At 74.3% G+C, this 13490-nt stretch carries 8 protein-coding genes; 1 reads left to right on the top strand and 7 read right to left on the bottom strand.

The features are described 5' to 3' along the window. Window positions 1–77 precede the first annotated feature (77 nt). The 7 genes from HCN52_RS14965 to HCN52_RS14995 all read right to left on the bottom strand — a co-directional run bounded on the left by HCN52_RS14965 (window position 78) and on the right by HCN52_RS14995 (window position 11840). Entirely contained in the window at window positions 78–1058 is a 981-nt protein-coding gene (locus HCN52_RS14965) for an acyl-ACP desaturase (protein WP_168088944.1), read from the bottom strand. Between the two features lie 225 nt (window positions 1059–1283). Next, window positions 1284–3743 (bottom strand): Tex family protein, encoded by a 2460-nt coding sequence (locus HCN52_RS14970; protein WP_168088945.1) that lies wholly within the window; start codon window positions 3741–3743, stop codon window positions 1284–1286. Window positions 3744–3943: 200 nt separating this feature from the next. After that, window positions 3944–4831: an oxygenase MpaB family protein gene (locus HCN52_RS14975; protein ID WP_168088946.1), complete on the bottom strand. Its 888-nt coding sequence runs from the start codon at window positions 4829–4831 to the stop codon at window positions 3944–3946. A gap of 99 nt (window positions 4832–4930) precedes the next feature. Then, entirely contained in the window at window positions 4931–7231 is a 2301-nt protein-coding gene (locus HCN52_RS14980; RefSeq protein WP_168088947.1) for an MMPL family transporter, read from the bottom strand. Window positions 7232–7364: 133 nt separating this feature from the next. Continuing rightward, window positions 7365–7997, bottom strand: a complete 633-nt coding sequence (locus HCN52_RS14985; protein ID WP_168088948.1) for a TetR/AcrR family transcriptional regulator — start codon at window positions 7995–7997, stop codon at window positions 7365–7367. A gap of 301 nt (window positions 7998–8298) precedes the next feature. Then, window positions 8299–10536 (bottom strand): 3-hydroxyacyl-CoA dehydrogenase NAD-binding domain-containing protein, encoded by a 2238-nt coding sequence (locus HCN52_RS14990; RefSeq protein ID WP_168088949.1) that lies wholly within the window; start codon window positions 10534–10536, stop codon window positions 8299–8301. Between the two features lie 89 nt (window positions 10537–10625). Further along, the gene (locus HCN52_RS14995) at window positions 10626–11840 is read right to left on the bottom strand and encodes an acetyl-CoA C-acetyltransferase (RefSeq protein ID WP_168088950.1); all 1215 of its coding nucleotides are present in this window, start codon (window positions 11838–11840) and stop codon (window positions 10626–10628) included. A gap of 493 nt (window positions 11841–12333) precedes the next feature. On the opposite strand from HCN52_RS14995, the gene HCN52_RS15000 reads away from it, so the two are divergent. Further along, entirely contained in the window at window positions 12334–13386 is a 1053-nt protein-coding gene (locus tag HCN52_RS15000; protein WP_168088951.1) for an aminotransferase class V-fold PLP-dependent enzyme, read from the top strand. The last annotated feature ends 104 nt before the right edge of the window (window positions 13387–13490 follow it).

Consider the following 13490-nt stretch of genomic DNA (forward strand, 5'->3'; position numbering starts at 1 on the left):
GTTCGGCCCGGGGCACGCGGCGCGGCCGAAGCGGGCAGCGGTGCGCCCGGGGCCGACAGCAGCCGGGGGCGCCGGAGTCAGCCCGCGGCGGCCGCCTTGCGGGCGGCGATGCGGGCGCGGCGCGCCTCAAGCTTCTCGTCGAGCTTGGTGGCCTCGGCGTCCAGACCGCCCATGAACAGCCCCAGCTCCTCCTGGGCCTTCAGCCCCTCGGGGCCCAGACCGTCGATGTCGAGCACCCGCAGGTGGCGGAGGACCGGCTGGAGCACGTCGTCGTGGTGGATGCGGAGGTTGTAGATCCCGCCGATGGCCATCTGGGCGGCGGCGCGCTCGAACCCGGGCATGCCGTGGCCGGGCATCCGGAACTGCACCACCACGTCGCGGACGGCGCACATGGTGTCGTCGGGCGCGATCTCGAACGCGGCCTTCAGCAGGTTCCGGTAGAACACCATGTGCAGGTTCTCGTCGGTGGCGATGCGCGCCAGCATGCGGTCGCACATGGGGTCGCCCGACTGGTGCCCGGTGTTGCGGTGGGAGATCCGGGTGGCCAGTTCCTGGAAGGCCACGTACGCCACCGAGTGGAGCATCGAGTGGGCGTTGTCGGACTCGAACCCCTCCGACATGTGCGCCATGCGGAACTGCTCCAGCTTGACCGGGTCGACCGCCCGGGTGGTCAGCAGGTAGTCCCGCATGACGATGCCGTGGCGGCCCTCCTCCGCGGTCCACCGGTGCACCCAGGTGCCCCAGGCGCCGTCGCGGCCGAAGAGCGTGGCGATCTCGTGGTGGTAGCTCGGCAGGTTGTCCTCGGTGAGGAGGTTGACGACCAGCGCGATGCGGCCGATCTCGCTGACCCTCGACTGCTCCGGGTCCCAGGCCTCGCCGCCCATGAGCCCGTCGAAGTTGCGGCCCTCGCTCCACGGGACGTACTCGTGCGGCATCCAGTCCTTGGCGACCTTCAGGTGCCGGTTGATCTCCCGCTCCACCACCTCTTCCAGCGCGTAGAGCAGCCGTGCGTCGGTCCACTGGTCCGACTTCGCAGGGTGGGCGGGGGTGATCGTCACGGGCTCTCCAGCCGAGAATGTTTAGGCGGACTACCTACGATGCCGTAGGTTACGCCACCGTAAGTTGTTACCCGCGAGTCAGGCAAGCTCCGGCCACGGGTGCGACCCGCGTCACACACGAAAGCGCCGGACCCGGGGCGGTTGCCCGGGTCCGGCGCATCGCACGGCGGTCGTGTCAAGAGGCCGGCCGGGGAGAACCGGGGCCCGAGCGGCGGCAGACGGGGGTCAGCGGCGGGACTCCCCCGTCAGCCCGGCGCGGCGCAGCGCGTCCGCCATCGCGCTGTTGGCGGGCTGCTCGGTGCGCCGCCGACCGTCGCCGCCCTGGCCGCCGCGACGACCGCCGCGACCGCCGTCCTGGCCGGAACGGGCACCACCGCGACCGTCCCCGCGGCCCTCGCCCCTGCCGCCGCGACGGTCCCGCTGTCGGGGTGCGCCACCGTCGCCGCCGCGGCCGCCGGCCTCCCCGCGCCCGGCCTCGCCCCCGCGGGCGGCGGTGGAGTCCTCCAGGCGCAGCGTCAGCGAGATCCGCTTGCGCGGTACGTCGACGTCGAGCACCTTGACACGAACGATGTCGCCCGGCTTGACGATCTCGCGGGGGTCGGAGACGAACCGGTCGGACATGGCGGAGACGTGCACCAGCCCGTCCTGGTGGACGCCGACGTCGACGAAGGCACCGAAGGCCGCGACGTTGGAGACGACGCCCTCCAGGATCATCCCCGGCGCGAGGTCGCCGATCTTCTCCACGCCCTCCTTGAACCGCGCCGCCCGGAAGGCGGGGCGCGGGTCACGGCCCGGCTTCTCCAGCTCGCCCAGGATGTCGGTGACCGTGGGCAGGCCGAACGCCTCGTCGGCGAAGTCCTCGGGGCGCAGCGAGCGCAGCAGCGCGGTGTTGCCGACGAGGTCGGGGACGGCGGTACCGGTGGCCGCGGCCATCCGGCGGACCACCGGGTAGGACTCCGGGTGGACGCTGGAGGCGTCGAGCGGGTCCTCCCCGTCGCGCACTCGGAGGAAGCCCGCGCACTGCTCGAACGCCTTCGGGCCCAGGCGCGGCACGTCCTTCAGCGCGCGGCGGCTGCGGAACGGACCGTGGGCGTCGCGGTGGGCGACGATGTTCTCGGCGACCGTCGCGGAGACGCCGGAGACCCGTGCCAGCAGGGGGACGGAGGCGGTGTTGACGTCGACACCGACCCCGTTGACGCAGTCCTCCACCACCGCGTCCAGCGACCGGGAGAGCTTCCCCTCCGCCAGGTCGTGCTGGTACTGGCCCACGCCGATGGACTTGGGGTCGATCTTCACCAGCTCGGCCAGCGGGTCCTGGAGCCGTCGGGCGATGGAGACCGCGCCGCGCAGCGAGACGTCGAGCTCCGGAAGTTCCTTGGAGGCGTAGGCGGAGGCGGAGTACACCGAGGCGCCCGCCTCGGAGACCAGCGCCTTGGTCAGCTTCAGCTCGGGCAGCGCCGCGACCAGCTCGCCCGCGAGCTTGTCCGTCTCTCGGGAGGCGGTGCCGTTGCCCACGGCGATCAACTCGACGCGGTGCTCGGCGGCCAGCCGGGCCAGCCGCTCCAGCGCGGCGTCCCACTTCCGCTGCGGCGCGTGGGGGTAGACCGTGTCGGTGGCGGCGACCTTGCCGGTGGCGTCGACGACGGCGACCTTGACGCCGGTGCGCAGCCCCGGGTCCAGGCCCATGGTGGCGCGGGTGCCGGCGGGGGCCGCCAGCAGCAGGTCGCGGAGGTTGGTCGCGAAGACGCCGACGGCACCGTCCTCGGCGGCGGTGCGCAGCCGGGTACGGAGGTCGAGGGTGAGGTGCACCAGCAGCCGGGTGCGCCAGGCCCAGCGGACCGTCTCCAGCAGCCAGGCGTCGGCCGGTCGGCCGCGGTCGGCGATGCCGAAGCGGTGGGCGACGGCGCGCTCGTACGGCGAGGGGCCCTCGGCGCCGGCGTCCGGCTCCTCCGGGGCGAGGGCGACCTCCAGGAACTCCTCCTTCTCGCCGCGGAACATCGCCAGCGCACGGTGGGAGGGCATGGTGGCCAGCGGCTCGGACCAGTCGAAGTAGTCGGAGAACTTCGCGCCCTCGGCCTCGCGCCCCTCACGGACCCGGGAGGTCAGGCGGCCCTTCTCCCAGATGCGCTCGCGCACTTCGCCGACCAGGTCGGCGTCCTCGCCGAAGCGCTCGGTGAGGACGGCCCGGGCACCGGCGAGCGCGGCGTCGGCGCTCTCCACGCCGCGCTCGGCGTCCACGTAGCCGGCGGCCGCGGTGGCCGGGTCGGTCGAGGGGTCCGCGAGCAGGGAGTCCGCCAGCGGCTCCAGTCCCGCCTCGCGCGCGATCTGCGCCTTGGTCCGGCGCTTGGGCTTGTAGGGGAGGTAGATGTCCTCCAGCCGGGCCTTGGTCTCGGCGGCCCGGATGCTCCTCTCGAGTTCCTCGGTGAGCTTGCCCTGGGAGCGCACCGACTCCAGGACCGCGTCACGGCGCTCCTCGAACTCCCGCAGGTAGCGGAGGCGTTCCTCCAGGGTGCGGAGCTGGCTGTCGTCGAGGGCCCCGGTCACCTCCTTGCGGTAGCGGGCGACGAACGGCACCGTGGCCCCGCCGTCGAGCAGTCCGACGGCGGCCGTCACCTGCCCTTCCCGGACGCCCAGTTCGTCGGCGATCCGGGTTTCGATCGAGCGGTCTGCCACGGAGTTGGTCACGCGGTTCACGGGGATAGGGCCCCTGTCTCCTTCGGTGCGGTGGCCGCCCTCCGCGGTTCGGCGCCGCGAGGCGGGGCCGGACGAGGCGGGGGCGCGGGTGCCCGAGCATTGTGGCAGGGCCGGGGGACATTCGTGGGATTTGACCGCGTCTTCCGGACCTGTGGGGCGCGATCGGCGGTACGTCACGGGTCCGGCCGCGATCAGTGGAGGGCTCGGTGGACGCGCCGCGCTCGTGCGGCATCGGGGAGGTAACGCAGCCGTTCGGGAAGCCGGGTGACGACGGCGGCGGTCGCCCGACCCAGGAGGCGCAGCCGGCGCTCCTGCCGGTCGCTCCACGCGAGCCCCACGGCAGCGCGGGCCTCGGAGGGCATCAGGCCGACGGTGAGGAAGGCCAGCAACCGGGCGGTGGGGCGGCGCAGCAGCGGCCAGGCGATTCGCAACGGCACCCTCACTGCGCGGGGTCCGTGGTCGGGCGGGCCGACGGTGTTGCGGGGGTCGGTCAGTTCGCGAACGACGGGCGTGGCGACCAGTTCGTCCAGCCACGCCCGGTAGCGAGGCTCGAACTCCGCTGCCGTGGCGGGGAGATCGCGATCGCGCAGCCCCAGCAGCACGCCGACCGTGCGCCATTCGCGGTAGAGGGCCTCCTGCTCCTGCGGGGTGCAGTCGCGGCCGTGGAGCACGGCGAGGGCGCGCAGCATCACCGGGAAACCGGTGGCGTGGACCCAGCCGTACAAGTGGGGGTCGAGGGAGTGGTAGCGGCGGCCGTCGGGGGTGGTGCCGGCGATGGAGCGGTGCAGACGGCGCAGGCGGCGCCCCTCGGCGGCGGCCTCCTCCCCGCCGTAGACCCAGAGCAGGGCGGAGCGGACCGAGCGGTCGGCGCGTCCCCAGGGGTCGGTGCGGAAGACCGAGTGCTCGTCGACGCCCGCGCCGACGCCGGGGAGTGCGACCTGCAGGGCGAGGGCGGCGGGGAGCCACATCAGGAAGCGGACGTCCCCGTAGAACGCCCAGAGCATGCCGTCCGGGGGCGGCCCGACGGGCGGGGCGGTACGGCGGCTCGGGGCGGCGGGGCCCTGGTGCGGTGCGGTCATCTCGGTACCTCCCGGTGCCATTGTGACCGCGAGGCACCGGACGCGCCTGCCCCCGGGCACCTGGTGGGTGCCCGGGGGCAGGGCCGGTCGGGGCGCCGGTCAGCGGCGCGGTTCGACGGTTTCCTCCTCGCGGGCGGCGGCCGCCTCGGTCGCGGCGGTGGCGGCGCTGCCGCCCGTGGCGTCGGCGGGGGCGGCGGTGACCAGTCGCTCGCCCTCGACGTCGACGTTGGGCAGGATGCGGTCCAGCCAGGCGGGGAGCCACCAGGCCGAGCGGCCCAGCAGCGCCAGCAGCGCCGGGACGATCGCCATGCGGACGACGAAGGCGTCGAAGAGGACGGCGACGGCGAGGCCGAAGCCGATCATTTTGATCATGGGCTCGGTCGCGCTGACGAAGCCGGCGAAGACGCTGATCATGATGATCGCGGCGGCGGTGACGACCCGGGCGCCGTAGCGGAAGCCGGTGACGATCGCCTCCTCCGGGGTGGCGCCGTGGACGTAGGCCTCCCGCATGCGGGTGACGAGGAAGACCTCGTAGTCCATCGCGAGGCCGAAGACGACGCCGATGAGGAAGATCGGCATCAGGCTCATCACCGGGCCGGTGGTCTCGACGCCCAGCGGGCCGGCGAGCCAGCCCCACTGGAAGACGGCGACCACGGCGCCGAGCGCCGCCATGACGGACAGCAGGAACCCGAGCGCGGCCTTCAGCGGCACCAGCAGCGAGCGGAAGACGACCATCAGCAGCACGAAGGCCAGGCCGACGACGAGCGCCAGGTAGGGCACGAGGGCGTCGTCGAGCTTCTGCGAGATGTCGATGCCCATGGCGGTCTGGCCGGTGACGGCCAGCGTCGCGCCGGTCTCCTGCTCCAGCTCCGCGGCGAGGTCGCGGATGTCGTTGACGACGTCCTCGGTCTCGGTGCTGGAGGGGGTGGAGGCGGGGACGACGGTCAGCAGCGCCGTGGTGCCGCTCTCGTCGGGCTGCGGCGGGGTGACCGCCACGACCCCGTCGAGCGCCATGGCGCGTTCGGTGAGCTGCTCGGCGGCGGCCATCGCGTCGCCGCCGCCGTCGCCGTCGAGGACCACCAGCAGCGGACCGTTGACGCCCGGGCCGAAGGACTCGGCGAGCATGTCGTACGCCTGGCGCTGGGTGGTGGAGGGTGCCGAGGACCCCTCGTCCGGCAGATTCAGTTCCAGCTGGCTCGCGGGGATGGCGATGACGCCGAGGCCGACCACGGCGGCCACCAGCACGGCGACGGGGCGCCGGATGACCTGCCGGGCCCAGCGGGTTCCCATGTTGGGACGCTCGGTCCCGGCATCGGTGCCGGGCGCGCCGGCACCGTCCTCGTCGGAGGTGCGGGGGGCTCCGGTGTCGTCGCCCTCGGCGGCCGTGCGGCGGCTGCCGCGCACCTTGTCGCCGGCGAAGCCGAGGACCGCGGGGATCAGGGTGACGGCGACGAGCACCGCGACGGCGACCGCACCGGCGGCGGCGAAGCCCATCTTGGTGAGGATCGGGATGTTGACGACGGCGAGTCCGGCCATCGCGATGATGACGGTCAGGCCCGCGAAGACGACCGCGGAGCCCGCGGTGCCCGAGGCGCGCCCCACGGCCTCGACCTTGGAGTGGCCCTCGTCGAGTTCCGCGCGGTAGCGGGAGACGATGAACAGGGCGTAGTCGATGCCGACCGCGAGCCCCAGCATCATGGCCAGGATGGGCGTGGTGGTGTCCAGCTCCAGCGGGCCGCTGAGGACGGTGATGGTGAGGACGGAGATGCCGACGCCGACCAGCGCGGTGATCAGCGGCAGCCCGGCGGCGACCAGCGAGCCGAGGGTGACGACCAGGACCACCGCCGCGACGGCGATGCCGATGACCTCGGCGATGCCGGTGGCGGGGATCTCGAAGAGGGCGTCGCCACCGATCTCGACGATCAGCCCCGCGTCCCGGCCGGTCTCGGCGGCGGCCTCCAGCGCGTCGCGGTCCGCGTCGTCCAGCTCGAAGCCGCTCACGAGGTAGGAGACCTGCGTGTAGGCGGTGGTGGAGTCCTGGCTGACCGCGCCGACCTCGAACGGGTCGGTGACGGAGGCGACCTCGTCGGAGCTCTGCTCGAGCTCCTGCAGGACCCCTGCCACCGCCTCCTGGTTGGCCGCGTCGTCCATGGTGCCGTCCTCGGCGCGGAAGACGACGCGGGCGGTCGCCCCGTCCACTCCCATACCGGGGTAGCGATCGGAGAGAAGGTCGAACGCCTCCTGGGCCTCGGTGCCCGGCATCGATATCTCGTTGGACGGCTGACTGGCGTTGGTGGCGGCGACGAGGCCGGTGGCACCGAGCAGCAGCACCCACAGCAGGGCTACGAGGCGCCGCTTGAGGAACGACGCGCGTCCCAGTTTGTAGAGAAAAGTCGCCATGGCGGCGGGTGTCTCCTATTCGGTCCGGGCAGGTGGGGGTCCGCCCCGGCGGCCTGCGGCGGCCGTCGAGCCGGGGTGACGGTCGGTGTGGTGGTGTGCCACGGCCGGTTGCGACCCGTCGGGCCGCAGCCGGTCAGCCCGCAGGTTCCGACTCGGGGAGCAGCAGCGGGATGATCATGGTGTCCGCGAAGCGGCGGAGGAAGTCGGAGTCCGGGTAGCGGCCCTCCATGAGCGGCCGGGCGATCAAGGCGCCGATGATCGAGTGCACGACGAACTCCGCCGCGGGGTTGCCGGGGGCGAGTTCGCCGCGCTCCTCGGCGCGGCGCAGAGCCCGTTCGAGCACCTCGATCTCCGGGTCGATGATGACCTGGCGGACGGCGAGGTGGAGGTCCGGGTCGTTGCGGCAGGCATGCGAGAGTGCGTGGATGACGGCGGTGTCGTCGGGCGCTTCCGCCCCGACCCGCCCGCACATCTCCCGGAGGTCCCCGCGCAGCGACCCGGTGTCGACGTCGTCGAGCGAGAGCCGCTTGGCGTGCCGGAGGGCGGAGGTGACGAGCCGCGTCTTGGTCTGCCACTGCCGGTAGAGAGTGGCCTTGCTCGACCGGGAGCGCGCGGCGACGGCGTCCATCGTGAGGGCCTCGTAGCCGCGTTCCCGCAACTCGGCGAGGACGGCCTCGTAGAGCTCCTGCTCACGTTCCTCCGTGAGCTTGGTCCGGCCACTGCGGCTGCCGGCCCTGGGGGCGGTGACGCCGGGTTGCTCGGTCATTCCGTGTCCTGTCGACGGGGCCGGTCCTCCGGCCGGAGGCGGCCATCCCATCATCGATCCGCAGATCGAAACGATGTCGTTTCCCAGCGCACGAGCGTAGACACCCGGGCTGCGAAACGCAAACGGATCGATACGACTTCGTTCACCTACCCCGGCGCGCACCGGCCACACCCCGGAACCTCGTGCTTCCCGCCTCCCGGCTGACCGCGGCCGGAACGACGAGCGGCCCCGCCCCCGGACGAAGCAGGGGCGGGGCTCAAGGCTCGGGACAGCCGCACGTGGCGGGGTGCGCGGCAGAGGACTACCCGGTGACCGGGGTTGCCCCCACGGGCCGGTGACGCACGTCGCCGAACAGCTGTCCGCTCGCCGCCTTCTCCAGGAGCATGGCCGGCGGCGCGAACCGCGGGCCGAGACGGTCCGCCCATGCGGCCGCCCGCGCGGCGACCTCCGCCGGTCCGCCCGGGTGGCCGTTGACGTACTGGAGCACGCCGCCGGTCCACGGCGGGAAGCCGATACCCAGCAGCGACCCGACGTTGGCGTCCGCCACCGAGGTGAGCACGCCCTCCTCCAGCAGCCGGATGCTCTCCAACGCCTGCACGAGCAGCAGGCGTTCGGTGAGCTCGGCCATCGGTCGGCCCACGCCGCCGGGGGGCCACGCCTCCGCGAGCCCCGGCCAGAGCCCCGCCCGCGCGCCGTCCTCGTCGTACGCGTAGAAACCGGCGCCCCCGGCACGGCCGGTGCGGCCGTGCTCCTCCACCATGCTCGCCAGCACGGCGTCGGCGGGGTGCGGTACCCACTCCTCCCCCGCCGCCTCGGCGGCGGCCCGTTCCTCGGCCCGGATCCGCAGCGGAAGCGTCAGCGTCAGCTCGTCCAGCAGCGCGAGCGGCCCGGTCGGGTAGCCCGCCCGGGCCGCGGCCTGCTCCACCGACGCGGGCGCCACCCCCTCCCCCAGCATCGCCACGCCCTCCTGAAGGAACCGGGCCATCACCCGGGAGGTGAAGAAGCCCCGCCCGTCGTTGACGACGATCGGGGTCCGGCCGAGCTGCCGGACGAGGTCGAAGGCGCGCGCCAGCGCGCGCTCACCGGTGCGCTCGCCCCGCACGATCTCCACCAGCTGCATCCGGTGGACCGGCGAGAAGAAATGCAGCCCCAGGAAGTCCCCGGGCCGGGTGACGGCCTCCGCCAGGCCGCTGACGGGCAGCGTCGAGGTGTTGGTGCAGAGCAGCGCGTCCTCGCCCACCACCCGTTCGACGGCCGCCAGCACCTGGTGCTTCAGCGCGGTGTCCTCGAAGACGGCCTCGATCACGACGTCGCAGCCGGCGAGGTCGTCCACCGCGTCGGTGGCGGTGATCCGCGCGGGCAGCGCCGCCGCCTCGGCCTCGTCGGCCCGGCCGCGCGCGACGGCAGCGGCCACCAGGCGCTCGCAGTGGGCCCGGCCCCGCGAGGCGGCCGCCCGGCTGACGTCCTGCAGCACGACCTCGATCCCGGCGCGGGCGCACACGTAGGCGATGCCCGCGCCCATCATGCCCGCCCCCACGACCCCCACCCGGCGCACCCGGTGCGGGGGCTCGTCCTGCGGCCGGGCGGCACCCGAGTCGACCGTCCGGCGGTCGAAGAAGAACGCCTGCGTCATGTTCTTCGCGGTCTGCCCGACGACGAGTTCCGTGAAGTAGCGGCTCTCGATCACCTGGGCGCCCTCGAAGTCGACCTGCGCCCCCTCCACCGCGGCCGCCAGGATGTTCCGCGGCGCGGGCAGCGGGGCGCCGCCGGTGCGGCGCGCCAGGTGGGCGGCGAAGGACGGAAGCACCGCGTCGAGGGACCGGGTGCCGGGCGTGCCGCCGGGGATGCGGTACCCGTCCTCGTCCCACGGCTGACGCGACCGCGGATGGGCGTCGATGTGGGCCCGCGCGGCGCCGAGCATCTCCTCGGGGGAGGTGGCGACGTGGTGGACCAGCCCGAGGGCGTGCGCGTGGGCCGGGGTGTGGCGGGCACCCTCCAGCAGCACGTGCTGCAGCGCGTCGGCAATGCCGAGCATCCGCACGGTGCGGACCACGCCGCCGCCTCCCGGAAGCAGGCCCAGGGTGACCTCCGGCAGTCCCAGACGGGTGCCGGGCCCGTCGAGCACGATGCGGTGGTGGCAGGCGAGCGCGAGCTCCAGTCCGCCGCCGAGCGCGGTGCCGTTGACGGCGGCGACGACCGGCATGCCCAGCGTCTCGATGCGGCGCAGCGCGCGCTTGAGCGCCATGGAGAAGTCGAAGACCTGGCGGGCGTCCTCGGGGCCGGCGGCGATGAGTTCGTCGAGGTCGCCCCCGGCGACGAACGTCTCCTTGGCGGAGGTGAGGACGATGCCGCGGACCGTGTCGCGTTCCCCCTCCAGCCGGTCGGCGACGGCGGTGAGCGCGGTGACGAACGCGGCGTCCACGGTGTTGGCGGAGCGCCCGGGCGCGTCCATGGTGAGGGTCACGATGCCGTCGGCGCCGCGGTGCCAGTGGATCGGTGATGCGTCGGCGGCGGCTGCGGCTTCGGCGGGTGGGGTCATGGCGGTCTCTTTCGCTGGGCGGGGCGGTGGGGCGGTCCTGGAGGGGCCGGCGGGGGCGGGTTCACCCCGCGGCTGCGGCGCGGCCCGCGTCACACCCGCTCGATCACGGTGGCCACGCCCATTCCGCCGCCCACGCAGAGCGTGGCGAGGCCGAGCCGCAGGTCGCACCGCTCCAACTCGTCCAGCAGGGTGCCGAGGATCATCGCCCCGGTGGCTCCCAGCGGGTGGCCGAGGGCGATGGCGCCGCCGTTGACGTTGATGCGGTCGAGGCCGACGCCCATCTCCCGTGCGAACCGCAGCACCACGGCGGCGAACGCCTCGTTGACCTCGAAGAGGTCGATGTCGTCGACGGTGAGACCGGCGCGGGCCAGGGCCTTGCGACTGGCCGGTGCCGGTCCGGTGAGCATCACGGTCGGTTCGGAGCCGGTGACGGCCGCGGAGACGATGCGGGCGCGCGGCGTCAGCCCGAGGCGGCGGCCCACCGCCTCGCTGCCGACCACCACCAGCGCGGCGCCGTCGACGATGCCGGAGGAGTTCCCGGCGTGGTGGACGTGGTCGATGCGTTCCAGGTGGTGGTACTTCTGCAACGCGACCGCGTCGAACCCGCCCTGCTCTCCCAGCTTCGCGAACGAGGGGCGGAGCGCTGCGAGGGAGTCGGCGGTGGTGCCGGGGCGGGGGAACTCGTCGTGGTCGAGCACCGTGAGCCCCGACCGGTCGACGACGGGCTCCAGCCCGCGGTCGAACCGGCCCTCCTTCGCGGCCGTGGCGGCGCGCTCCTGGGAGAGCGCCGCGTAGGCGTCGACCTCCCGCCGTCCGACGCCGTCCAGCGTGGCGATGAGGTCGGCACCGATGCCCTGGGGGACGAACCCGGTCGTCAGGCTCGTCATCGGGTCCATCATCCAGGCGCCGCCGTCGGAGCCGATGGGCAGCCGCGACATGGACTCCACACCGCCGGCCAGGACCAGTTCCTCCCAGCCGGAACGCACCTTGGCCGCGGCGGTGTTGACCGCCTCCAGCCCCGAGGCGCAGAACCGGTTGAGCTGCACGCCCGCGACGGACTCGGGAAGCCCGGCCGCCAGCGCGGCGATCTTGGCGATGTCGGACCCCTGGTCGCCGTGCGGACTGACCACGCCGAGTACGACGTCGTCCACGGCGGCGGGGTCGAGGCCGGGCAGTCGGCCTTCCAGACGGTGCAGCAGACCGGTGACGAGGTCGATCGGTTTGACGGTGTGCAGGGAGCCGCCGGCTTTGCCGCGGCCGCGGGGGGTGCGGTACGCGTCGTACACGTAGGCGTCGGTGCTCATGGGGGCCTTTCGTGGAGGCGGGTGGCGGCCGGACGAGCCCGGGCGCGGCGCACCCGGGGCGGCGCGGCGCGCTCGGCGGTCTGCCGGCGCGGTTGCGCACGGCACGGGAGCGCGTCAGGCGGTTCCGGCACGGGGGCGCGGAAGACCGCCCCGGCAGGGGGGCGCGGTGGGCGCGCGGCCCGCGCCGGGTCGCGACCGGCGGAAGGCGGCCGGAGCGCGGAAGCGGGGCTCCGCGGCGGCGCGGCCGGGACCGCACCCCCTCGCGGCTCCGCCCGGTGCGCCTGCGGGCGGCACGGCGGCGTGGGTCGGCATGGTCCCCCCGTGGTCCGTTGCGCTACGTCGCGGTAACAACGCGATCCTAGGAACGCACCCGGCTTTTCTCAAGGATCGCGCCCCGGAGCGGGGTGCGCGGGCGCACAACGCCGGCGGACGCGCCCCCGGTTCCCCGGCGGGGGCGCGTGTGGCGGGCCGGCGCGCGGGCCAGACATGGTCCATGGACGCACTGCGGGAGGAGTTCTCCCCGAGAGGGACCTACCTCGACACCGCCTCGCACGGTCTGCTGCCCCGACGGTCCGTCGCCGCGGTACGGCAGGCAGCGGCCCGTATGGCGGACGGGACGCTGGACCAGGCGGCGTGCCTGCGCGCGGTGGACGGGGTACGGGCCGCGTACGCGGCGCTGGTCGGAACGACGTCCGAGCGGGTGGCGGTCGGCTCGTCGGTGGCGGTGCACGTGGCGCTGGTGGCCGCGTCGCTCCCGCCGGACGCCGAGGTCCTGGTCGCCCGGGAGGAGTTCAGCTCACTGCCCACCCCGTTCGACCAGCGCGGGGAGCTGAGGCTGCGGCAGGTGCCGCTCGTCGAGCTCGTCGACGCGGTGGGTCCGGGCACCGAGCTGGTGGCGGTGAGTGCGGCGCAGTCGGCCGACGGCCGGGTCGTCGACCTCGGTGCGCTGACGGCGGCGGCCCGCGAGCACGGCGCACGGACCCTAGTCGACACCACGCAGGCGGCGGGGTGGCTCCCGTTGACCGCCGACGGGTTCGACTTCACGGTGTGCGGCGGGTACAAGTGGCTGCTGACGCCCCGGGGCGTCTCGTTCCTCACCGTGCCGGCCGACTTCGGCGGCCTCCGCCCGTTGCACGCCGGGTGGGTGGCCGGGGAGGAGCCGTGGCTCAGCTGCTACGGCCCGGTGACCGAACTCGCCCGCGACGCGCGGCGTTTCGACCAGAGCCCCGGTTTCCTTCCGTACCTGGCGGCGGCTCCGTCGCTGCGGCTGCTGGCCGAGCTCGGCACCGAGCAGATCGCCGCGCACGACCGGTCGCTGGCGGCGCGGTTCCGGGCAGGGCTGGCGGAGCTGGGCCGGGAGGTGCCCGACTCCGGCAGCCCGATCGTCGCGTTCCCCCAGACCGAGGGGGCGGCGGAGGCGCTGCACCGGGCGGGGGTCCGCGTCGCCCGCCGCCAGGGGGCGCTGCGGGCGGCGTTCCACCTCTACAACGACGCGGCGGACGTCGACCGGGCCGTCGAGGCGCTGGCATCGACGGCAACCGGCTGAGACCGGCGGCCCGGGGACGCGGCCACCAGCGCCACGTGCACCGCCACCGACGAGCCGACCGCCACCCGCTCGGACGTCGTTCCGACCAGCGCCGCGTACGCGGC

Source organism: Streptomyces bohaiensis, from assembly GCF_012033785.1.
GTDB lineage: Bacteria > Actinomycetota > Actinomycetes > Streptomycetales > Streptomycetaceae > Streptomyces > Streptomyces bohaiensis.

Bases quoted from the DNA above. Each gene is read 5' to 3' on its own strand.
- HCN52_RS14975 (WP_168088946.1), bottom strand. From the start codon at position 4,831: ATGACCGCACCGCACCAGGGCCCCGCCGCCCCGAGCCGCCGTACCGCC.
- HCN52_RS14985 (WP_168088948.1), bottom strand. From the start codon at position 7,997: ATGACCGAGCAACCCGGCGTCACCGCCCCCAGGGCCGGCAGCCGCAGT.
- HCN52_RS14990 (WP_168088949.1), bottom strand. From the start codon at position 10,536: ATGACCCCACCCGCCGAAGCCGCAGCCGCCGCCGACGCATCACCGATC.
- HCN52_RS14980 (WP_168088947.1), bottom strand. From the start codon at position 7,231: ATGGCGACTTTTCTCTACAAACTGGGACGCGCGTCGTTCCTCAAGCGG.
- HCN52_RS14995 (WP_168088950.1), bottom strand. From the start codon at position 11,840: ATGAGCACCGACGCCTACGTGTACGACGCGTACCGCACCCCCCGCGGC.
- HCN52_RS15000 (WP_168088951.1), top strand. From the start codon at position 12,334: ATGGACGCACTGCGGGAGGAGTTCTCCCCGAGAGGGACCTACCTCGAC.